12 protein-coding genes are annotated in these 24,275 nt (G+C 47.1%); 3 read left to right on the forward strand and 9 right to left on the reverse strand.

Annotated elements, in window-relative coordinates; all coding sequences use genetic code 11:
- Positions 1 to 2: 2 nt before the first annotated feature.
- Positions 3 to 1,415, forward strand: a complete 1,413-nt coding sequence (locus HYN48_RS06165) for a TolC family protein (protein WP_108370281.1) — start codon at positions 3 to 5, stop codon at positions 1,413 to 1,415.
- Between the two features lie 125 nt (positions 1,416 to 1,540).
- Here HYN48_RS06165 and HYN48_RS06170 read toward each other — a convergent pair whose 3' ends face one another.
- The 7 genes from HYN48_RS06170 to HYN48_RS06200 form a co-directional block, all read right to left on the reverse strand.
- Positions 1,541 to 2,704: a DUF3095 domain-containing protein gene (locus HYN48_RS06170; protein WP_108370282.1), complete on the reverse strand. Its 1,164-nt coding sequence runs from the start codon at positions 2,702 to 2,704 to the stop codon at positions 1,541 to 1,543.
- Between the two features lie 144 nt (positions 2,705 to 2,848).
- A complete protein-coding gene (locus HYN48_RS06175) occupies positions 2,849 to 3,538 on the reverse strand; it encodes a hypothetical protein (protein ID WP_108370283.1) in 690 nt (229 codons plus the stop codon).
- Positions 3,535 to 6,807, reverse strand: coding sequence for a carbohydrate-binding protein (locus tag HYN48_RS06180; RefSeq protein WP_108370284.1), 3,273 nt, complete (start codon positions 6,805 to 6,807; stop codon positions 3,535 to 3,537). Before HYN48_RS06180 ends, HYN48_RS06175 begins: the two co-directional genes overlap by 4 nt.
- A gap of 9 nt (positions 6,808 to 6,816) precedes the next feature.
- Positions 6,817 to 8,283 carry a glycoside hydrolase family 30 protein gene (locus tag HYN48_RS06185; protein WP_108370285.1) on the reverse strand — a complete coding sequence of 489 codons (1,467 nt, stop codon included), beginning with the start codon at positions 8,281 to 8,283 and terminating at the stop codon, positions 6,817 to 6,819.
- Between the two features lie 135 nt (positions 8,284 to 8,418).
- The gene (locus HYN48_RS06190; RefSeq protein ID WP_108370286.1) at positions 8,419 to 9,318 is read right to left on the reverse strand and encodes a hypothetical protein; all 900 of its coding nucleotides are present in this window, start codon (positions 9,316 to 9,318) and stop codon (positions 8,419 to 8,421) included.
- Positions 9,319 to 9,337: 19 nt separating this feature from the next.
- On the reverse strand, positions 9,338 to 10,846 hold the full coding sequence (locus tag HYN48_RS06195) for a RagB/SusD family nutrient uptake outer membrane protein (RefSeq protein ID WP_108370287.1): 1,509 nt from the start codon (positions 10,844 to 10,846) through the stop codon (positions 9,338 to 9,340).
- A 14-nt stretch (positions 10,847 to 10,860) separates the two neighbouring features.
- Positions 10,861 to 13,974: a SusC/RagA family TonB-linked outer membrane protein gene (locus HYN48_RS06200; RefSeq protein WP_108370288.1), complete on the reverse strand. Its 3,114-nt coding sequence runs from the start codon at positions 13,972 to 13,974 to the stop codon at positions 10,861 to 10,863.
- Positions 13,975 to 14,308: 334 nt separating this feature from the next.
- On the opposite strand from HYN48_RS06200, the gene HYN48_RS06205 reads away from it, so the two are divergent.
- Entirely contained in the window at positions 14,309 to 17,146 is a 2,838-nt protein-coding gene (locus HYN48_RS06205; RefSeq protein WP_245945997.1) for a helix-turn-helix and ligand-binding sensor domain-containing protein, read from the forward strand.
- Here HYN48_RS06205 and HYN48_RS06210 read toward each other — a convergent pair.
- A complete protein-coding gene (locus tag HYN48_RS06210) occupies positions 17,143 to 18,432 on the reverse strand; it encodes a UDP-N-acetylmuramoyl-tripeptide--D-alanyl-D-alanine ligase (protein ID WP_108370290.1) in 1,290 nt (429 codons plus the stop codon). The genes HYN48_RS06205 and HYN48_RS06210 overlap by 4 nt on opposite strands.
- Before the next feature lie 59 nt (positions 18,433 to 18,491).
- Positions 18,492 to 20,210, reverse strand: a complete 1,719-nt coding sequence (gene gldJ / locus HYN48_RS06215; RefSeq protein WP_108370291.1) for a gliding motility lipoprotein GldJ — start codon at positions 20,208 to 20,210, stop codon at positions 18,492 to 18,494.
- 208 nt (positions 20,211 to 20,418) lie between these two features.
- Between gldJ and porU the strand changes: the two genes are divergently transcribed.
- The gene (gene porU, locus HYN48_RS06220) at positions 20,419 to 24,255 is read left to right on the forward strand and encodes a type IX secretion system sortase PorU (RefSeq protein WP_108370292.1); all 3,837 of its coding nucleotides are present in this window, start codon (positions 20,419 to 20,421) and stop codon (positions 24,253 to 24,255) included.
- The last annotated feature ends 20 nt before the right edge of the window (positions 24,256 to 24,275 follow it).

Raw genomic sequence — 24,275 nt, forward strand, 5'->3', positions numbered from 1 at the left:
ACATGGACCTGAATTTCAATAATTATATCAAAAGGGCCGCTTTCCTGTTGCTGCTGATTGGCGCCGGAAATGCCCACGGACAAGACAATACGGTTGCCGTCCCGGATGCTTTCAGGAATTACGCTTCCGCAGATACGACAAACATTGCCGACATCAAATGGAAGGACTTTTTCCCGGAAAATGACCTGACAAGCCTGATTGATGTCGCGCTGGTCCGCAATAACGACCTGTTGCTTGCGGAGAAGAACATCGAGATCGCCAATCTGTATTACAGCCAGGCGAAACTGGGTAACGTGCCACAAATCAATGCGGCCGTGACTGCCTCGTCAAACCGTCTTTCAGACAACAGCCTCAATGGCCGTAGCGCGAACCTTTTACTTGGCAGAAAACATATCGAAGATTACAATGCCGGATTAAATTTGTCGTGGGAAGCGGATATATGGGGTAAAATCAGGAACCGTAAAAAAGCGGCACTGGCGGCTTACCTGCAGACCAAGGAAGCGAAAAAGGCACTGCAAACCGCAGTCGTAGCCAACGTGTCAAACGGTTTCTATGACCTGCTGATGCTTGATGCACAACTCGAGATTGCGAAGAAAACGCTTGTCCTCAGCGACAGCACCGTCTTTGTTGTCAACCTGCAATACGATGCAGGACAGGCCACGCTTCTGGCCAAACAACAGACGGAAGCCCAGCGCCTTGTAGCGGCGCAGCTCATCCCGCAAATCGAGCAGCAGATACAGCTTCAGGAAAATGCGCTCAGCGTGCTCACGGGCAATTTCCCTGAGGCGCAGCAGCGCAGCAGCCTGCTTAACAGTGTTGGGATCCCTGAAAACCTGTCTGCGGGCATCCCTGCGCAGCTGCTCAGCAAACGACCCGACGTAAAAAGTGCTGAACTTGCGCTGGATATCGCCAATGCAAGGGTCGGGGCAGCGAAAGCCAGCCTGTTTCCTTCCCTCAACATCACCGCTGCAGCAGGTGTAAATTCATTCGAAATCAACAACTGGTTTAACATCCCGGCCTCATTGTTTGGTACCGTTGCGGGCGGCCTCACCGCACCACTACTCAACGGTAAGAAGTTACGGACGCAATACCAAGTGGCCAAAGCCGAACGCGAACAGGCGGTCCTGCAATTCAGGCAGGCGGTCATCGTAGCTGTCGGTGAAGTATCAGATGCGCTGGCGGGGATCGACCAACTTGCCAAAGAATATGCCATCGCCACTGAACGTGTGGCAACACTCAAAAAAGCAATCACCAATGCCAACCTGCTTTTTAAGAATGGGATGGCGAACTACCTGGAAGTGATCCTGGCACAAAACAACCTGCTGCAGGCAGAGCTTGAACTGGCCATGATCCGCAAAGAAAGATTGTCGGCCAATGTGGGGCTTTACCGCGCCCTTGGCGGCGGCTGGCAATGATTGTGATTTGTGTTTTTGGTTTGGCCCCGTTGAAAGACGGGGCTTTTTTTTGACGTCTGGAATCAGGCGGACTATAAGACAGCGGAAAACGGATGGAGACTTTTCAGTCGCGCATTACACTCTTTTCAATTGTCGCGCGTTGCATACGTCCTGAGTTTTCTTTTCAACATGCCGGCTGCCTGGGTGTAGCCGCCGTCCGATCCGTCAACGAAATGGATGTGATCATCCTTAACGTCACGTACATAGCATGACATAATCGAGGCATTGCTGAGGTGCATGCCGTACACGATTTCAGCATCGGCTTCCATCCGGTCCAACAGTTCAAGGAGTGCCTGCCTTTGCCGGACAGTTCCTGAAATTACCGTGTTGATCTTGCCGTCGAGCACGAGCGTGTCAGACATTGCTACGAGGTTTTCCAAATATTTCTTGCCATTTCGGGTTTTAAAATAAAGATAGATGAAGCTTGTGAAAAGCCATTTCCGGATCAGTTCAATGAATTTAACGTGGCCCAGCCTGAGTTTCATTTCGACGCCCAGCCGATTGAAAGTGGTCTTCAGCCTGAGACGTGCTATGGAGATGGGCTGCCTTTTTTCCGGGGCACCATAAAGCGTGTCTATTTTACCGAGGATTTTCCTGAAAGCGCTACCCTGGGATGCGACGTCGCGGGCGATAACCAGCAGCGTCACAATTTCCTCCTTGTCTATAGGCGCCGGAATTTTGTCCCATCGGCATTGCATGCCGGCCAGGTCGGGTGCCTCAGTTTCGGTTGCGGTATCAGCCGGGACGTGAAGTTCTCCTTTGATAAGCTGTTCCGCATGATCGAGTCCGTTGCCCAAAACAACTGGGATTATAAAATTTGCCGAACTGCTGAACCGGGCAATCCGGATCTCCTGTCCATCGCCGTGCAGTTTGCGCACCGGAACACTGCAGGCCCGCAATTCCAGGTTGAAGTTTTCGAGCGTACGGGCTTTATAGGACGTCAACGCATTCATCACCCGCTCCAGCAAGGTATTCGGGATGATGAAGGTGGCGCCGTCGCCCCCGAAGAAAAACGGGACGGTAATATTCAGGCTGAATGCAATATTGAGTACTGCAACGATGCTCCCTGTAGCGACGAAGTTGACCTGTTCGTGGCGGCCCTCCAGGACAGCCGCCGTGCTGCCCCTGATGTCGGTAATGACCACATGCCAGTCGTCGGGGACCTTAGCGAAACAGTGTTCCTTTCCCAATAATTCAGATACAGAACCCTGATGCAGTGGCAGCGCAGAATAGAAATGGTCGTTAGTCATATCGTAAAGATACAAAGAAGCCGTGAAGTAGGAACATCAATGGTATCGGCAGCAATTTGTGTAGCTTTATGCCCGATTCCGATGCCATCCGATAAAAAAAGCCCCGCTTTCACAGGGCTCCAAAACAAAAAAATAAAATCTGAATTATAAACTCTTAAACTGGTATATAGGGGAATCAGAGGTGTTGCCTGACTGGTCCTTACTGACCACTTTCCAGTAATACGTTGTATTTGCCGACACCGGAATCCCGTTCAGGTTTTCAGATGGCGTCGAACCTTTCAATGTGGAAGGATTGCTGTTGGTATCCATGTACAGTTCGTATTGTACAATATCGTTGTCGACATCGCTCCCGCTCCAGCTGAAATTCACTGTAGGACCGGGTACGGAACTGCTGTTTCCCGGCGCAATGGCTTCGGCGGGAAAAGGCGCGTAGTTGACCACGCCATTGCCCGCGTTGTAAAATTTCCGTTTTTCGCTGGTGGCGGTTTGTGTACTGCCGCTGGCCTTTGAAATCACCCACCATGAGAAGGGCGTACTTTTGGCCAACGTAACTTCGAGCGAAGTAGCCGCTCCCGCTTCATATTGCGTGGTGATCTGCGTATTGAGGTTTTTGATGTACACCGTATACGCATCGGTAAAATCAGCAGGGTTCCATTCAAAGGTCACCTTACTTTGCGTTTCAGACACGTCCTGTCCTGAAAGACATTCCGAATTGTTAACCGGGGCAATCAGTACTGCAGCCGAAGGGTTTTCGGAAGTGCTTTCACCGCCACCGCCGCAACTTAGCATTAAAAAACAAATGGCTGCAAGTATGTATTTTGATATTATTTTCATTGCCTGATGAATTTTGAATTGTAAATCGAATTGCCGGAAATCACTTTTATCATGTAGGTCCCTGCGGCCAACGCTGAGATGTTTGCAGCATACTGCGTGTCGCCGGATGGAAACGTGCTGTCGATGACACATTTCCCGATCATTGAATACACGTGCAGCGAGACTTCCGTATTTTGCTGCGGAGGAACGGAGAAGTACAATGTACCGTCTTTCGCCGGATTCGGGTATACCAAAAGGCTGTCGTCAACAAGCCATTCCTTGCGGTAAACACCCTGGCAATCCCTGTCGGTTTTCACTTCCAAAGTGTTTCTCCCGGGTTTAAGCTCTAGTGTAATGGTGCCTTGGTTAGTGGTATGCACTGTACCGTTGAGGTTGATGCGGTAGGATGTGCCCCCGGACAGGTCCAGCGTTTCCTGGTACCGATCTGCCGAAGGTCTCGAAAGCACGGCTAAATCCGTAGGTTCCTGAACGGCAACAGCGTAGCATCTTTTAAACGTCGGGATGGACGGTATGGTGATGCAGAGTGTATAGGTTCCCGATGCCAGATTTTCAAATGCGGTGGCTGAGGTGAAATTCATCGTACTGTTTACCGGTCCGCTGAGTGTGGCCAGAAATGCCTGATTTGCTGCTGACGTAATGTCGATGCTTCCGTTGTTTGCACTGCGGCAGGTTTCAGCGGTGCTCCTTATCATAAAATTATCAAACGGCAGGCTGAAAATCGTACAGCCGTTGAAATCCACTACGTCGCCGGCTGGCGTGCCGGGGCAGTTGTCGTTGCTGTTGGACACATTGTCGTTATCATCATCGGCCGGGATCAGCGTCAGGTTAACCCAGTTGAAATTGAATCCCGGGTCGACCACCGTAAAACGCGCAAAGTAGCGCCCGGCGGGCAATGCGGCCTGAGAGTTCACCGTGTTCCAGGTTTGCCATCCGCCGGTCGGAGGGAGGGAAACCGTCTGTATGTCTGTCGTAGTGCCGTTGATCAGCTGCAGTTTTATTTTTCCCGTAGCGGACTCGCCTGAGGTGCGGTATTCGATTTTATAGTTGCCCGCTTCGCCGATATTCACGAGGTATTCGAGGTAGTCGCCGCTATCGGTGTATCCCATATCCGAACCGCCGCCCGTATCTGTAGTGGTTTCAATGGTGAGGCCGCTGTTTGAAAAAAAATTCTCCGCTTCGATTTTTCCTGAAATACCGATGATGTTGCCCACATTATTCTTCACGGTTTTGTTTGTAAAGGTGGCCTGTACCGACCCATCAGTGGCCAGGATGTTGACGCCGTTGTATGACAGTGTGATGGCATCGGATGCATTGACGGCCGCGGCAGGTTTCATGCCAATGGCATTGGTGCTGCCCGGTTCAAGGCTGATGGATGTCAGCGAGACATTGTTACCATTTACTTTCAATTGGAAGTTGCTCTGGGAGAAATCAATCCCGGAAACCAGGCTTTTGTTAAAAACGACATTGATTTTGTCTCCTAAAATAGTTGTAGCGGCACTGATGGCTTTCATCGCAATAGTCGAAGGACTGCGCGGATTCTTAAATTCAAGGTAATTCAGGTTAAAATTCCCGGCTTCAAAATAGACTTTGACTTTATTGGCTCCTGCTTTAAGGATTACATCAGCAAGCGTTACCGTATTCCAGTTTGTATAACTGCCGGTCCCGGTAAGGGTAATGGTTTCAGAAATACGTCCTGCCGCATCCTCCAGATAGATTTTTCCGCTGGCCACAGAGGCGTACCTGATGTCGATATCGTATGCGGTATCGGCCGGAGCATCCAGTGTATACAATACCCATTCATCAGCTTCGGTGAATCCAATCTGGTAGCCGTTGGTGGGGCTGTCAGTGCACGGCTGGATGTCGACCGCATCGTTGCGCATGCTCCAGCCCTGGTTCCAGGCGGTGAAGGTGCCGGTATCGGTTCGGTAATTGGCCACATCCTTGTCGAAATAAGCGACACCGTTGTGACCCATGTCAAATTCCGTGGCAAAGACCTTTCCGGGAATCGGATGGTTGCGGTATTTTTTTGTGGCGGTGGTTTGTACCTGGCGGAACATCGCATCGATAACGTCGCGGCGCAGCGTTACGTTCTGCATCTTGTAGTTTTCTGCCATCTGCATCAATGCGTTTTTGGCATAGGTGACCGTTGGTGCTGTGCCGCCGTTCTGCCAGTAATTCAGCAACACACTGTATTCCGGCGTTTTTGTAACCGACGCCGGGCCTGCAATGTTGTCGATTTTTTTCATCGGCCACCAGGCCCAACCGATGTTGTTGGCTTCCATCAGTGCAATCGCGTCCTTAAACCAGACATTTGAGTTTTCGCCGCTTTCGCCAAGCCATATCGGGACGTTGAGCTGCGTCCTGTAGTTGAGCATACCCTGAATTGATGCCTGGGTGTTGTAGCTCCAGTATTTGTGAAAGCTCAGGGCCATGTTGCTGTCCCATAACCCGCTGCTGAGGATGCCGTTGTAGTTGTTTCCCCAACAATTGCCCTCGATGAAAATCAGGTGGTTTGTATCAACCTGACGGATGGCCTGTGTGATGGCGACCATAAGATTCTTGAGCGGGATGTTATTGTTTTCCGAACAGCCGTTGGGGTTACTTCCTTCAAAATTCCAGTTTGGTTCATTGATGATATCGTACGCCCCAATCCACGGATTGTCCTTATAACGCAATGCCAGTTTTTGCCACAAGGCAACCATTTTGTCACGGTTGGCCTGGCTTTCCCACAGCGAAGGCTTAGTGTCATCATAATCAGAAATATTGGCGTCGTGGCCCTGTCCGCCGGGTGCGGCGTGCATATCGAGGATCAGGTACATATTATTGGCGGCACACCATTGCAGCAGGTTGTCTGTCATCGTGAATCCTTCGTCGAGCCAGGTATTCTGGCCTGCTACGGGTTCCTGTTCGATCGGCAGGGTATAGAGGTTGTAATGCATCGGCAGGCGGATGGAGTTGAAGCCCCAGGCCGCCAGCGAGTCAATGTCGCGTCTGGTAATGCCGTTGGCGCGGTAGGCCTGATAAAATTCTTCGGTGTTGGTCGCCCCGATGAGGTCCGTGATTTTCTGCTTTATCTTATGCTGTGATCCGGCAAAGGCATCGGTTTGCAGCATGTACCCCTCCTGGACCATCCAGCCGCCCAGTCCGAGGCCGCGCAGGATGACGTTCTGTCCGTTTCCGTTGACGATATTCTGCCCGTCGCGGTGCAGGAATTGCCCAAAGGACAGCGACGTAATCGAAATAAAAATTAATGCAAATAGCTTTTTCATAAAAGTGGTTTAGAGTAGCTGGTATACCAAGGTCTGGATGGCGTGCGCCGGGATTGTCACCGCTGCGGTCTGGTTGTCGACCATCAGGTTGTAAGTCACTTCAGCGCCGCTTTGGTTCATGACTACGGTAACCATTTTTCCGTCGGTGTTCAGGAACGAGGTGCTCAGGAGCTGGCTGCGGCTGGGCACGGTGCTGACCCTTCTGGCGTCAGGCCTGATGAATTTCGAGAAATGTCCGATGTAATAATACGAAGGTGTGTAAATCAGTTCGCCCGTCGTCGTATCGGCGTGGATAGGGGCGAGGCAGAAGTTCCCGACGTGATTTGGCCCGCCGGTCTGGTCGAGCAATATATTCCAATCCGTCCATCCGACCGTTCCGTTGTTAAAATCATGGATTATCGAGGCGCCATAGCGTTCGCCATTTGCCCAGATCTGGTATTTTGAGACATCGAACTTTTCAACGCAGCCTTCAGTGAAAATCAGGTTTTTGTCAGGATAGGCCTCCTGTACTTTACCGACGTTGTCATACATGGGTTCGCCGCCTGCCCAGGTTTCGTACCAGTGGAATCCCATGCCCCACGCGTACTTGGATGCTTCGGGATCAGAGAAGATTACATTGGCACGCTGGTTCATCAGGTCACGGTTATGGTCCCAAACAATGATTTTTTTGTCGCCAAATCCCGCTTTTGCCATCGTGGGTCCGAGATAATTTTTCAGGAAATCACGTTCGCCCTCAGCCGTAAAGATGCAGGATTCCCAGATTTGGGTCGCCATGGGCTCGTTTTGCACTGAGATGCCCCAGACCGGCATGCCTTCTTTTTCATAGGCCTTGATGAATTTAATGAAATAGTTGGCCCAGGCCTGTCCGTATTCCGGCAGCAAGGTGCCGCCATGCAGCATGCTGTTGTTGCTTTTCATGAACGCGGGTGGACTCCACGGACTCGCATAAAGCAATAATTTTCCGCCGGCAGTCTCTGTGGCCCTTTTGATCAGGGGTATGCGGAACTGTCTGTCGTGATCGATATTAAAAGTTTTTAAATCCTTGTCACCTTCCTTTACATAAGTGTAACTCCCGCTGCTGAAATCAGAGCTGTGGATGGTGGTGCGCATCAGTGAGTAGCCGATGCCTTTGTCCTTGGAATAGTAGGCATTGAGGAATTCCTGCTGCTTTTCTTTGGATAGTTTGGCGAAAACTTCCGCACTGGCGTCGGTGATGGCGCCGCCAATTCCCATAAATGTCTGAAACTGCTTTTTCGGCTCCACAAAAACGGAAATGTCTTTTTCCACGGGCTGTCCGGCTTTTGTAAATTCCAGCGTTTGGGTTTTTGAAAGTTTTAAATCCGATTTTTCGGCGGTGGTGTATACGTTGATGCTCTTGCCGGCTTCAGATAGTGTATTGGGGTCGTTTTTCTTTGGCTGGGCAAAAACCATTGCCGAAAATAGAAGGCAGAATATTTTGATATGGTCTTTTCTCATTCGTTTTTGTTGATGATATTCTTTAGAAGATGATTGATGCATGTGTTGTTGACCTTATTGCGGGTCATTTTTAAAAACAGCCCGTAACCCGGAAAGGTTACAGGCTATTTTAAACTAACTCAAACTTAATTTTAACTAGTTTGCACTACCGCGCAAACTGAAATTTGTGGCAGAGATAACCGAGTTTTGATTGCCACCTGATTTGATAAGCAAGTAGTAATCTCCGGCAGTATCTACCTTAACAATTCCTTTCTTTGTCGCTGTTCCAGTAGCCGTATCGCAATTCAAATCAGACAGAAGACCACTGAAAGGTACATTGCTTCCACAATCCCAGCTGTTAAGTCGCAGAATCTTATCCCCACCGTAATCATTACCATCGACAGGTTGCGCATTCAATAAGTATATTTCAAACCAGGTTTCGTTAATACCTGCGGTGCTGCTTACGACCATGTCCAATTTGTATTCCTTATCAGCCTCCAGGGTAACTTTCTGGTAAATGCCTTTTTGCTGATACCCGCTACCAACGAAAGTTGCTTTCCCAGAGCCTCCATCAGTCCCGGGAGTAAGCGTTACACTAGCTCCGGAAGCACTAATGTTAAGTACCGTCCACTGCGCGATGTCATCTGCATTTTTTAATTTACCTCCTTTGATGAGGTTTCCAGCGGCGAGATCTGACGTGGCAATTGTGATGGTTTTTGTACTGGTTGTGACCAGACCTCCACGCCCTATTGCCTTGTGGGTAATGGTATATGTGTCAGCATCAGGAAGGAAAATGAATTCCTGGTCTGCTCCGGAAAACTCAGGAGAACCGTCGCCAATTTCCCAACGATGTCCCGTAACGTTAACACCATTTGCCTTTAAAACCATCCTGTTGGCGGAGCCGTTTTCAGGTGTAACTGTAAATGTTGCATCTGCATTCGGATCAGCTAATCCGTTTCCGTTGCCACCCGTTTCATCAGGGGAACAGGCTGAGAAAGATCCGATCACTACGGATGCCAGTAGCACGTATGATGTTTTTACAAAATTGATCTTCATAATAAAATATTATTAACGATTAATAGTTTGGGTTTTGAACGATTTTGGTATTGCCAAGTTCATTGAGAGGAATTGGCCATATTTCATTTTTGTTTGGTGTGAAACCTTTTGGGGCAAGTACTGTGGCAGCCTGACCAGTCCTTACAAGGTCAAACCAACGATGTCCCTCACCCGCTAATTCCAGCCTTCTTTCATTCATAATAGAAGCCATTGATACTGGAACTGACGGCAAGCCTACTCTGGCCCTCACCGCATCTAGCAAAGCCTGTGCGCGTGGTCCGGAAGCACCGAGCGCCTCGGCTTCCATCAGATACGTGTCCGCAAGCCGTATAACATATGAGTTGATGCCGTAATTCAACTCGATTACGCCGCCAGATGTTGTACGGTCGGAAGTTAAAGGAAGGTATTTTTTAAGGAACCATCCGGTATCCATGTATCCCGGAGAATAATTTGCAGACCCATTGGCTTGCAATGTAGCCATATCCAGTATAGTTGAATTGAATCTTGGATCACCCACCATAGCGTCATGTAGACTAGGCGTAACCGTGTTGAAACTCCATCCTCCTGCCAAATCAGGTGCCGAGTTATTAACTCTTTGGTATCCACGTGGTCCGATCATTTGTGACATTGAGTTTCCTTCATCTGAACCCGAACCCCAGTTGTTCCAGCTTGCCAGGCTTGTGCTGTTATGCGAGGATTCGAGAATTGATTCAGAGTTGTATTTGTTCGCAGGAATCCATAGGTCAGCATAGTTGTCAAGGAGGCGGTATCCGTATACACTGGTACCGCCGGGGTTGCCGTTTACTACCGCAAACTGTTCTGCGGCCAGAGCGTTTTTGCCTTCATACAAATATACTTTCCCAAGCAACGCCTGAACAGCGCCTTTACTGAAACGCCCTGCCTCGGTTGCTCTGTCGACAGTAGGGGGTAAAACTGCTAAGGCTTCTGTAAGATCGGTTTCTATCTGTGCGTATACTTCTTCGGGAGTTGCCTGAGTCACGTTATAGATCTCACTGGTAGCCAAGAGGCCGGTGAACAACGGGACGTTCCTGAAAGTTCTCACCAACTCGAAATAGTAATATGCCCTGAGCGCTTTGGCTTCTGCTTCAAACCGGGCTTTTTTCGCAGCGTCCATGGGCACGTTAGGTAATTTCGACAGCAACAGATTTGCCCTGAAAATTCCCTGAAAATGATCATTCCAGTAACTTGCCGGCATAGTTGACTCTGAAAGGCTGTAGTTTGAGAATGATTGGATACCTGCTCCGTCGGCTGCGCCTCCGCCGCCTGCGTAAAAATCATCGGATCCCGCATTGAGGAAGGTAACCATGTTTTCGAAACCGCCGGTGTGCTTTTTCATGACGTCATAAACGGCAACCAATCCTGAAAAGGCCTGTGCTTCATCTTTGTAATAATTTCCTTCGAGGTTAGTGCCTTTAGGGTCGAGGTCGATAAAGTCATCGTTACACGATAGGGCAATACCTATCAACGCAGAGAATGCTAGTGCGTATTTGATTTTCTTCGTTTTCATTATAAATTAATTTATTAGAATTGTAAGTTAATTCCGAACATATATGATTTTGCCTGAGGATAGTATCCACGGTCGATGCCTGAATTGTCGCCACCACCAATTTCGGGGTCGTAGCCAGGATATTTGGTGAATGTGAAGAGATTTTCGCCTGTTACGTAAAATCTTACTTTTTGCAATCCGGCTTTACCACTTACGCCGACAGGTAGCGAATAGCCAATTTGTAAAACCTTAAGCCTGAAATAATCGGCATCCTTAATGTAAAAATCGGAAGGATAGCTAAAATTCTTATTACTGTCGTTGCTCGTCAGTCTTGGGTAAGAGTTTGTACTGCCTTCGCCTGTCCATCTTCCAAGCGCTTCTGTCTGAAAGTTAGGCGCTACACCCAAGTCCAGCCTGCGTAGACCTTGATAGATCTGGTTTCCTCCAACACCCTGTCCCATCATCATAAGGTCAAAATTCTTGTAGGACAGGTTTAACGAAATCCCATAAGTGACTTTTGGGAGCGCACTGCCAATGAATGTCCTGTCGTCTGAATTGATCTGACCGTCATCGTTGAGATCTTTCCATTTGAAGTCACCGGGTACTGCATTGGGTTGAATTACATCACCTGCTGAGTTTACGTAATTGTCAATTTCTGCCTGGTTTTGGAAAACACCGTTTGTCTTGAAACCATAAAATGACATATAAGGGTGTCCTACTTCCGTCCTCGTAATCGGGAATTCAGAGGACTGAATAGAAGGTCCTGTGTAAAAATCGATACCCGGACTGATGGCCGTCACTTCATTCTTGACTGTTGCCACGTTTCCGCTTACGTTAATATTAAAGTCTCCCATTTGCTTCCGCCATGACATCTCAAGCTCGATTCCGCTATTTTTCATCGCACCGACGTTGCCTGATGGATTTACGCTAACACCCACATATCCAGGGATAAGGATATCTCTCAGAATATCTGTGGTTTTTTTATAGAAATAGTCAAAAGTCAGATTAAAATTTTTAAAGAGTGTCAGATCCAACCCGATATCAGTTTGCGTTGTTTGTTCCCATTGAAGGTCAGGATTGGCCAAGGTATTTGGGGCACTTCCCAATGCAGCATCAAGCGGCGTACCTAAATAATAATTATAACCTCCTGATACCAGAGGCAGATAGCGAAAGTCTGGAAGTTCATCTGTTCCGGTAATACCCCAGCTTGCGCGTAACTTTAATTGGCTGATTACTTTGTTCTCCTTCCAGAAAGACTCTTTCGTTGGAACCCATCCCACTGAGGCAGATGGGAAGTTGCCGTATTTGTTGTTTGCGCCAAATCTGCTTGACCCGTCTCGTCTAATTAATGCGGTGAACAAATATTTCTCATTGTAGTCGTAATTCGCTCTTGCGAAAAGGGAAGCGATGTTATGTGTTGTGTTGGTGTACGCATAGCCGATTTTGTCAGCTGGAGCTGTGTCCCATCCAAATGACGCATCCTGCCAACGCGTTACAGGTTGATTGTAGTAAGTGATTCCCTGTCCACCACCTTTGCCATATTCATAAGCACCCTGCCCAAGTAAGACAGTAAAATTGTGTCCTTTAAGATTATTTGAATATGACACGGTATTTTCAATCTGCCAGTCTTCTGTAATGTTAGTGGATTTAAACAAACTGTTTCTGGTAGTCAGCTGCACTGCACTTAAATAGAATTTTGGTGTAAAACTATAATCACCATAGTATGCCTTCTTGTAAGTATAATTGGTTTTAAATTTTAATCCGGAAATTGGTTCAACTTCCACAAAGATATTTCCAACTACATTATCCGCCCAGCTGTAGTTACCCATTCGGGTTTGTGCGTACGCTAAAGGGTTTGTGATTTCATTTCCAACATAGTCAGAAATCCCGTAATAATTGCCGTTAGCGTCTTTTACTTCCGTATAAGTGGAATTATCATAGAACGCTATTTTGCCCGGATCAGTTTCAATCACAGGTGTTACAGGGTCAAGGTTTATTGCAGACGCGAGAGGGCCTCCAAATTCACTGTTCTGGTTGCCCAATCCTACTGATTTCTCATGAGACACACCAATATTTTCACCTAAAGTGAACCACTTTGCAAATTTGTGGGTTGAGTTTAATCTTAAATTTTTTCGATTATAATTTGAAATGTCACTCATAACAATACCTTGCTCATCGCGTAAGCCAAATGAAAAATAAAAATTCGATTTGTCGTTGCCGCCGCTCAGGCTGAGTTCGTGAGCTGATTTTTGCGCATTGTCATTAAAAATAACGCTTTGCCAGTCGGTGCCATTTCCTAAAGCTGCCGGATCCGGATACCTTACCGGATTATTTCCGGCAACCTGCGCTTCGTTTATTAATGTAGCATATTGTGTTGCATTCAATAAGTCCAGTTTTCTTTCTGGCTTTGATGTGCCTGTGTAGCCATTATAGCGCACAGTAAGTTTACCTTCCTTTCCTTTCTTCGTGGTTATCAGAATCACGCCTGACGCGCCCCTCGTTCCGTAAATTGCAGCCGATGCAGCATCTTTCAACACTTCAATAGACTCGATATCTGACTGGTTAAGATAACCAATAGCCGCTGGGCCGAGTACGACGCCGTCGACAACATATAAAGGCTCGTTACCGCCGTTTAGCGTAGTGATCCCACGAATTCGTACAGTTGAAGCCGTTCCGGGTTGACCTCCGTTCATCGCGATATTTACTCCCGCTACGCGTCCTTGTAACGATTGCTCCACGCGCGTGATAGGAAGATTTTCGATGTCTTTTGCTTTGACACTCGAGATCGCACCAGTGACAACACTCTTTTTCTGAGTGCCGTAACCCACCACAACAACTTCGTTTAAACTTTGCGCTTCGGGTTCCATTTTTACATCAACCGTGCTGCGACCGGTGATGGATTCGGTAACGGTGCGATAACTTATAAATGTAAAGACCAATGTACCGCGGGAATCGGCTTTGATCTGGTATTTACCATCCATGTCAGTCGCGACTGTGCGTGAGCTTTGTTGATCTAAGACGGTGACGCCCGGCATTGGCAGGCCACTTTCATCATACACTTTTCCCGAAATGGTCACCTCCTGAGCGTGAAGGGCCATCGAGAATAGAATTGACAAAAAACAGAGGAATCGTAGTTTTGTAAATTTCATACTTGTGAAAATTTTGGTTAGTTAATTATTGATTCGAGACAATATTAAATCTATTTTTAAAGTATCAGTAATTTTATGTCATTACAAAAACCCATCATTGCTGAAATAATTATTAGACAAAAACCCATCAAATTATTTTTAATCATTTATTAAACAAGTTTTTAGAAATTTATTTTAACTGTTACGAAAACGTTAACTTTAAAAAACAAACACTACATTTATGACGTGTGGTATTTTTGCAACGTTTCTCCAATTTTTATCACTCATCATTACTACAGTCAAATCATAAATTCTAAAATGTATGCGGGTTTTTCGTTGTTTGTCACTTTTGTTTATGGCAATTCATTTTAATATCTCTTCTGCTCAGGTGAAGAGCGTCGGACTTCCGGAATTGCGTAACTTCAAAAAAGGTGAGTATAAAGGTGGAACGCAGAACTGGGCGATAGATGAGGACCGGAATGGCAACCTGTACTTTGCGAACAATAATGGGTTGCTCCAGTTTGACGGGACAACATGGCGGAAATTCACAATGCCTAATCAGTCACTCATCCGGACGATTAAGATTGCGAGTGATGGCAAGGTGTATGTCGGGGGGTACAACGAGTTCGGGTATTTTATGCCAAATGAAACCGGAAAATTGACGTACCATTCCGTTTCACGTCTCGTTGATCGCAAAAAAATCCCGCTGATTGATTTCATCTGGAAATTGCATGTCATCAACGACGAGGTTTTTTTCCAGTCTTTTGGTAGGCTGTATGTGTACCACACCGGCAAACTCAGGGTCATAGAGGCGCCTTCGCGTTTTCAATTTTCATTCACGGTTGACAATGTCCTTTATTTACAGGATCGGGCCAATGGCCTCATGATGTACCGCGAAGGGCAGCTCATCGCGTTGCCTGACACATCAACTTTTAACGATACAGAGATTTGGGGTATGGTGTCGATGGCGAATGGAAATCTTCTTATCGCTACTCTCGACAAGGGGCTTTTTCTTTACGCAAATGGAACGGTAAGGCCGTGGCAGAATCAGGCCAATAATTTTGTGCTTAAGAACAGTTCGCTGGGTTGTACGTTGATTCAGGACAGATTTATCCTAATTAACTCTGTACTGGACGGCATCATCATTTGTGACAAATCGGGAAATATCGTACAGCACCTGAACCGAAAAAAAGGCATGCAGAACAATACGGTGCTGTCCTCATTTATTGACAGTAAAAGCAACGCGTGGCTTGGGCTGGATAATGGTATAACATTTGTGAACGAGAACGCCCCCTTTACGTACTTCGGCTTCAGTTATGAGCTGAGTACGGTCTACGCTTCCGTTTTTTACGGGGGTTACCTTTATGTCGCGACCAACCGCGGCCTGTTTTATCATGCTTTGGGCGGCGCTTTCAGGGAGGATACGTTTACGTTGGTGGAAGGTACTACAGGCCAGGCTTGGAATATCCAGGTGATTGATGGCCAGCTGTTCTGCGGGCATAACCGTGGCGCCATGCTCATCAATAATGGAAAGTTGTCCCGTATCCTGCATTCGGATGGATATTGGGGCTTCCGGAAGATTCCGGGGAAACCGAATTTTCTCATTGGGTCGAATTACAATGGATTTGGTGTTTTCGAAAAACGCGCTTCAGGCTGGATATTCAGGAATGTCCTGTCGGGAATTGAGACCTCTTCAAGTACATTTCAGGTCGATGACCGCACCGTTTGGCTGAAGAAGGACAATGATGTGTACCAATTGACGTTGTCGGCTGACCTGCAAAAATTCGGCAGCGTAAAGAAGTACAATAGCCTGAAGCCATCACTTAAAGGCATTGGCAGCATACAGTCCATTCAGGGCAAAGTGTATTTCCAGACACAGAACCGCTTTTTCAGATATTCGTACGACCAATCTCTTTTTTACGAGGATCTGGCAATGAGCCGGACTTTTGCCCACGTCCCGAAATTCCGCTACCTCATCGAAGACAGTCGCGGGAATCTTTGGTACACCTTTAATGAATCCATCGGGGCGTTGATGAAGCAGCCCGACGGCAGGTTCACGAACACCATCGCACCGTTTTCGAATCTGACAGGGAATCTGGTCAATGATTTTCCATCGGTAAACACGGTCAATCCAAACAACATCTTCATCGGACTGACAGACGGGCTTGCCCATTACGACCTGAGCATGAAAACCGACTTCAGTTCGAAACCCAAAGCATTTATCAGGAGTTTTTCTTTTCCAGGCGACACGCTTTTCATCGGAAATGGAATCGCACGCCGCCACAGTTGTAATGTACAGTACAGTGCCAATAACGTGAAATTCAGCTTCTCATCGCCCACGTATGAAAATCTGGAGCATGTAGAGTACAGCTACCAGCTTGAAGGGTTTGATGAGGGCTGGAGCCCATGGTCGACGGTTTCAATGAAGGAATATACGAACCTGCATGAAGATGATTATCTTATGAAGGTAAAAGTCAGGAACAGTTATGGCGTGGAGTCTGAGGCGGCAGTATTTGCTTTTACCGTGTCGCCACCGTGGTACAGGCATCCTGCGGCGTACATTTTCTATGTGTTACTGATTGCCGTTACGGTGTACCTGATCAGGCAACGCATTAGAATGAAAATCCGCAAGAACAAATATTACGAAACCATCGAACAGCGGAGGCTTTACCTGGAGCGTGAGGCCAAGATACGCCAGGAGCAATATGAACTGGAGAAGGAGATTGAGAAACTCAAAAATGACAAATTGCAAATCAAGATTCTGGCTAAAGATAAGGAACTGGTCAACAATTCACTTCAGGTCGTCAAGAAGAACAAGATACTCAACGGCATCATCAACAAGCTCAAGGACATTGATGCGGAGACCTTAGACGATTCCGTCAAGTTCCAGTTTAACAAGCTCAACAAGAGCATCATCAAGGAGGTTAATACCGACAAGAGTTGGAAGGACCTTGAAAAACACATCAAAAACGTTCATTTTGACTTCCTCAAGCGGCTTAAGGAAAAATACCCGACGATTTCTCCGCGTGAAATGGACCTTTCCACCTACTTGCTTATGAACATGTCTACCAAGGAGATTGCGGAGATCATGAACATTTCAGGCGGTGGTGTAGAGCTTGCCCGTTACCGCCTCCGTAAAAAGTTAGGTCTCAACAAAAAGGAAAATCTTATTGGCTTCCTGATGAGCATTTAATTGGGCAGCAGCTCAAGCACACGTTCTAATGCCATCCCTCGTGATCCTTTAATGAGGATCAGGCTATCGTGAATTTTACGAAGGTTTCTGCGCGTAGATAAGGCATCAAAGGTCTCGAAAAAATGAAAATTCGGCGACTCCGTCTTATGCATGTAGAATTCTTTCCCGATAAAGTAACATTCTGCGTCTGCCTGTCCCTCAAGCATGGAAACGATGGCCTGGTGTTCTGCGGGGCTTTCAGCGCCAAGTTCAAACATGTCGCCAAGGAACATGATTTTTTGGGTTTTATCCAGCTGTACGAAATTTTCGATAGCGACCTTCATGCTGCTCGGATTGGCATTGTAGGCATCGAGAATGATCTCGTTGGACCCTTTGATGATGATCTGGGATCGGTTGTTCTGCGGAATGTAATTTTCAATCGCTTCGCGTATTTCTGAATCGCTGACGCCAAAATATTTCCCGATGGCAATAGCCGCATACAGGTTATTTGCATTGTAGAGTCCAATCAGGTGGGATTGGATTTCTGTGGCATCATATTGAATGCTGACCAGCGGGTTGGCCGTGACTTTCGCGATATTCAGAAACGCTTCGGGATGGTTCACCCCAAATGTAATTGCCGTGGCTCCTGCACTTCGCTTAAGCTGCAGCGGATCGTCAAGATTGATGAAGGCCGTTTTTTTATTTTCAACCAAATAGTCATACATCTCGCTTTTACCTTTGATAACGCCTTCAAAACCGCCGAAGCCGTCGAGGTGAGCCTTTCCGAAATTGGTAATGTATCCATAATCAGGTGTGGCGATGGAACACAGGAAAGCAATTTCTTTCTGGTGGTTGGCGCCCATTTCAACAATGCCCATTTCGGTATTTTCGTCGAAGGAGAGCAACGTGAGCGGAACGCCGATGTGGTTGTTCAGGTTGCCTGCAGTCGCTTTCGTATTGAAGCGCTTTAAAAGCACCGCATTGATGAGTTCCTTGGTTGTGGTCTTGCCGTTGCTTCCTGTTAGCGCAACGATTGGGATGCCCAGGAACTTCCTGTGGAACCTGGCGAGTTCCTGAAGTACGGACAACGTGTCATTTACAAGGATGGTCCGGTCATTTACGTAGTAATCCTTGTTGTCAATCAATACATACAGCGCGCCTTTTTCAAGGGCTTCGGCGCTAAATGTGTTGGCGTCAAAACGGTCTCCTTTCAGGGCGACGAAAAAACAATTGTGTCCGATTTTCCTAGTGTCTATCGAAAGCGAATTGCATTGCAAAAAGAGTTGGTGAATGTCCTGGATGTCCATAACGTAAATTTAAAAAAAAAGCCCTTAAAAAAGGGCTTTCAGATTTTTGTGGCGGGCATTTAATTCCTCGCTCTTTTCTTTTTGTCAGATTTAGGACCGACTCTTGACATGGCACACCTGAAACCGATGTAATCCGTAGCCAAATCCTGTGGATAGTACCTTCTTTGTGCAGGATCAAGCCAGTAGGCCCTGTCTCTCCAGGAACCTCCCTTGTAAACCCTCGCGTCGTCGTTTACCAACGTAGTCCTTTTGTTCGACTTGTCAAATTTACGGACCATCGTTCCTAAACTGTCAGTACTCACATTGTTTTTAGGAGAGTCATACATCCTCTTGCCGTCATCCGCTTTCTTGGCAGCAGTTTCATCCTCTTCAGCACCAAAGTCAAAATACCTTGTAGATTGTTTGTCACCATCACGGTAGTTCCTGTTGTCGCTTGTAGAGAAGTTTTGTCTCAGATACGTTTCTTTTTCATCCACCGGCACCTGTGCAATCTGGCCCGGGAAGTTCCTTGCCATGATCCTTCCGTTGCTTACGGTATCATACTTGATGTTGTCGCTTTTTACCAATTCGATTTTTCCGTCTTCACCAATCTTGTTTTTGGTGTACACGTTACCCCTGTAGTAGTTGAAGTCATTGGCTTCATCATCCACGATCGGACGGTATACGTCAGCAACCCATTCTGCTACGTTTCCGGCCATATCATACAAACCGAAATCGTTTGGAGGATAAGATTTTACAGCATTCGTGATATCAGCACCGTCGTCAGACCAGCCTGCAATTCCGCCGTAATCTCCTTTTCCTTGTTTGAAGTTAGCCAATTGATCACCCCTGACCTGTCTTTTACCGGAGCGTGTATATTGACCTTTCCAAGGATATTTTTTCTGTCCTTTGTAGTTGTTGTATTCCCTGTTGCCCACGTCAGACGCTGCAGCATATTCCCACTCCGCTTCGGTTGGAAGCCTGTACTCAGGACTGATAAGCCCGGAGCTTCTTTGGGCATAGATGTTGGTCGGCTCTTTGGTAGTACCAGGCTGTCCTTTCGAGCCTTTGGTCTTGATTGGTTTTGCTTTACCGTTCTTTCCTTTCAAAACGATGTCTTCGTTTCCGCCGAAAGTCTGGGTAGGCGCATTAAGGTACGTCTCTGTGCTGAAAGTAGATTCTGCGCTTACGTCATTGATTTTAGCGTCTTTTTTAAGGTAACCCTGCTTTTCGAGGATGGCCTCGTTTACACGGTCCGTCCTCCATTTCGCAAATTCCGTAGCCTGGATCCAGTTCACACCTACAACAGGGTAGTTTGCATAAGCCGGATGCCTCAGGTAGTTGTTGGTCATGGTCTCATTGTAACCCAACCTATTCCTCCAAACCAAAGTATCAAGCAGCGCGCCTTCGTAAATGTTTTTGTAGTTTTCCTCTGTCGGTGGGAAAACTGTTTTTATCCAATAAAGGTATTCAGCATACATGGCATTCGTCACCTCAGTTTCATCCATGTAAAAGGACTGAACGTGCTGTTGGTTTGGCGAGTTGTTCCAATCATGCATTACATCATCCTGTACTTTACCCATAGTAAAGGTACCACCTTCAACCAAAACAAGTCCCGGGGCTGGTGCCTGTTTTTTGTATTTGGTATTCAATTGGAAACCACCTTTTTTGTCGTTGATTTTCCATCCGGTTGCTGCAGAACCGCCTTTAGAGCTTGAGCTCTTGCTGCAACTGGCAAATCCAAATACCAATGCCAATGACAGCATCAGTTTAATTGCAATAATTTTGTTTACTTTCATACTTTAAGTAGGTAAAAATTTCGTGGCGCAATATAATAATTAACCATTAGATTGCAACAACTTTTTTTAAATATTCACAAAAATCCGGTTTGTCGCGCCGGATTCAGGAAAAGAACGCAAATTAAGTCTGATTATTATTCCCGTTACCGCCTAAAATAAATATTTTTACCACTCGTAATAATTGTAGTTCACAAACGTTTATCATTGGATGAAAAAAGCAGTACTGACGTTTCTTTTATGTTTTCCCTTGGCGTTCTACGCGCAGCTAACCGGTTCATTTACATTAGACTGGAAAGACAATGTAAACGTTTCGACCGATTTGTCAAACTACATCATGCCGCAATTCCAACTCGAGAATTTTCAGTTTAACGACGTTAACAAGACTGTATTGCTTGCTCTTAATATCCCGTCCAATACTGCCGTAGATGAAAACAGCGTCAGTATTTCCAATACCGTTTATGAGACCATCACCGCTTCGCAGTTGGGTGCGCTGTCGCAAAAAAACCTGCCGTCATCGTGGAATGTTTCGGTAACCAATGTGATTGCGCGTGAAGAGCGCAGCGTTTCATTGGTTTTATCTCCGATTATCAACGAAAAAGGTACGCTCAAACGATTAAAATCTTTCACCTATAATATAAGCCGGAGTGCCAATCGGAATCCGGTTGCGCGCGATGGGTTTGACAATATCTCACATTCGGTACTTTCTACGGGCGACTGGTATCGGTTTTATGTAGAGAAATCCGGCGTGTATCGTATTTCCAAATCCTTCCTGCAAAGCCTCGGTATGAAGCTCGGTAACGTTGATCCCAGGAAAATTGCGATTTACGGCAACGGGGGACGTATGGTACCAATGAAAAATTCGGTGGATTATCCCGCCGACCTTGCCGAGAATGCGCTTTATTTCGATGGCGAGGCCGATGGCGTATTCGATAACCAGGATTACATTTTGTTTTATGCGGAAGGGGTGGACAACTGGAGTCCTGAAAACCAGACCAATAACAATCTTTACGAGGATAAGTCCTATTACTATGTAACCGTGAAGGGCAGTGACGGAAAGAGGATCTCGCCCATGCCCGCTGCAACCGGCGCTATTACGCCCATTACCGCTTTTGACGATTTCCAGTTTCATGAAATTGATGAAACCAACATTGCGAGACTGGGTCGCAAATGGTTCGGTGAGGATTTCAGCGTAAACAACGAATACAGTTTCGATTTCAAGTTCCCAAATGTCGTTGCCGGCTCGACGATGACGGTCTCTGTTTCTGCGGCAGCGGTCGCCAATACCGCTACGAGCATGCAGGTCGACGTGAATGGGGCCACAGTAGGAACAATCCCTTTTACTTCCATTGTGGTGCTCGATAACCTGGGGGATGACGAGGGGCTTACAGCCACTGCCGCCGCTGCAGAGGATGTGAGTGTAAAGTTTACCTATAATAATAATGGGGTGCCTACAGCCAGGGCGTTCCTGGATTACGTAAATATAAAAGCCAAACGAAATCTTGCAGGTTACGGGAAGCAATTCCGTTTTCAGGTTGATGATGCGGCGGTGATGAACGGTTCGGGGGAATTCCGATTTACCAATTCAGGAACGATTGCTCAGGTTTGGGATATTACCGATATCTACAACGCCACTGCTGTGGTGAATGACAACCAGTCCAATTTTTCATTCCAGGCCGATTTGGGTGAGGTACGCAAATATATCGCTGTCGACAGACAGGATTATTACGCACCGAAAAAAGACTCGAAGTCCAAAGTGGCAAACCAGGATCTTAAAGGTACCATTTTCAACAATGCGCAAGGCCAGTTCCAGGACATAGATTACCTGATCATTACGCCCGCATCGCTGAGCAGTGCGGCAGAAAAGCTCGCCGGTTTTCACCGTTCGTTTCAGGGCATGAACGTAAAAGTGGTGAACCTCGAAGCGATCTATCCTGAGTTTTCTTCGGGTAAGCAGGATATTGGCGCCATCAGGAACTTTGTGAAGTATGTTTACAACAACGCCTCTTCAGCAGCGAAAAGGGTAAAATACCTTAACCTTTTCGGAGATGCATCATTTGATTTTAAAAACCGTATTTCGAATAACACCAACCTGGTCCCGATTTACCATGCGCTTTCCAGTTTTTCGTTGTCTTCCTCCTACATTTCGGATGATTTCTTTGTGCTAATGGACGATAATGAGGGGGATATGGAATCCACTTCGGCGCGCGGGCTGGACATCGCCGTGGGCCGCATGCCGGTAAAAAATATTGCCGAAGCCGACCAGATGGTCAATAAGGTGCTTGAATACCACGATGTCAAATCATTTGGGCGCTGGCGGAATAATTTTGTCCTGATCTCCGACGACGTCGACAAATCAGGGGAGCAGAGCCTGGAGTTTGAGCTCGACGACCTCGGAGACCAGATTTTCGCGCAGAAACCGTTTATTAATGTGAAGAAAATCCATTCCGATTCTTATGAGCAGGAAGCATCTGCGGGTGGGAACCGGTATCCGAAGGTACGTGAGGACTTTATCAGCGCTTTTGAACAGGGTGCTTTGGTTTTTAATTATTTCGGGCATGGGGGAGAGGATGGTCTCGCGCATGAGCGTATCCTCGAGAAAATCGACGTGCAGAATTTCGGAAACCGGTACAAATATCCGCTCTTTGTCACCATCACCTGCGAGTTTACAAGGTTTGACAATCCGTTCCGGCCGACCGCGGGCGAGTTTATGTTCCTGAATCCGGCGGGCGGCGCGATTTCGCTTGTGACCACAACCCGTCAGATCACCATCGGTACAGGGCAGGCCATCAATAATGCATTTTCCGGATACCTTTATGGTTTCAATTCCAATACATTGGTCCCCATTGCTGAAGCGCTCCGCCGTTCCAAAACCAATTTTGGATACAATCCCCAGATGGTTTTCTACATCGGTGACCCCGCTGTGACGCTGGCCATACCCAAACCTAAAATCGTACTGACTAAAGTCAATGACATGCCCATTACCGGACCGGTCGATGATTTCAAGGCGCTGAGTGCCATCAAGGTTTCGGGTGAGGTGCGCGACGAAACCGGTACGAACATCCTTTCGGATTACAATGGCGAACTGGCAGTCAATGTTTTTGACAAGCCGATTGAAAGGTCCACGCTGGGCAACGACGGCACGCGTTACAGCAACGGCCAGCTGATCATAATGAATTTTACCAACCTCGGCGAGACCATTTTCCGCGGAAATGCCTCCGTGACCAACGGCAGTTTCGATTTCAACTTTGTCGTCCCGCGCGACATCCGTGTGCCGCTGGGCAATGGGCGCATTAGTTTTTACGCTAAAAAAACCGGGCAGCTTGTAGACCAGACCGGGTATGACACAACCATAAAGGTGGGCGGGATTAACCCGAATCCCGTCGCAGATAACATTGCACCGCGGGTAAAATTGTATATGAATGACGAAAGTTTCGTGTCGGGCGGCATTACGAATGAATCTCCGATACTGCTTGCATTTCTTGAGGATGAGAACGGAATCAACACGGCAAGCGGCATCGGCCACGACATCATTGCCGTGCTGGATGGCGACGAAAGCAAACCGTATACTCTAAATGACTATTATGAAGCTGTCGCGGACGATCATACGAAGGGTAAACTGCGCTTTCCGTTCCGAAATCTGGAGAAAGGGTTGCATACCATCACGTTTACGGCCTGGGACGTTTACAACAATCCGATTACTGCAGAGATTCAGTTTATCGTCGTGGGCGATGAGACACTGACATTGACAAACGTGCTGAATTATCCGAATCCGTTTGTAAACTACACGGAGTTCTGGTTTAAACACAACCGTCCGTTTGAGCCGCTTGACGTCCAGGTGCAGGTCATGACCATTACGGGAAAAGTTGTCTGGACCAAAAACCAGACCATTACCACCGATGGGTTCCTCTCCCGGGAAATAAAGTGGGACGGCAGGGACGACTTCGGGGATAAAATAGGAAAAGGAGTCTATGTGTATAAACTGACCGTGAAATCCACACTCAGCAACAACAAGACCGAAAAGTTTGAAAAACTTGTAATCCTATAAGAAAGTGCTATATTTGTCTG

Source organism: Flavobacterium magnum, assembly GCF_003055625.1.
Taxonomy (GTDB): Bacteria; Bacteroidota; Bacteroidia; order Flavobacteriales; family Flavobacteriaceae; genus Flavobacterium; species Flavobacterium magnum.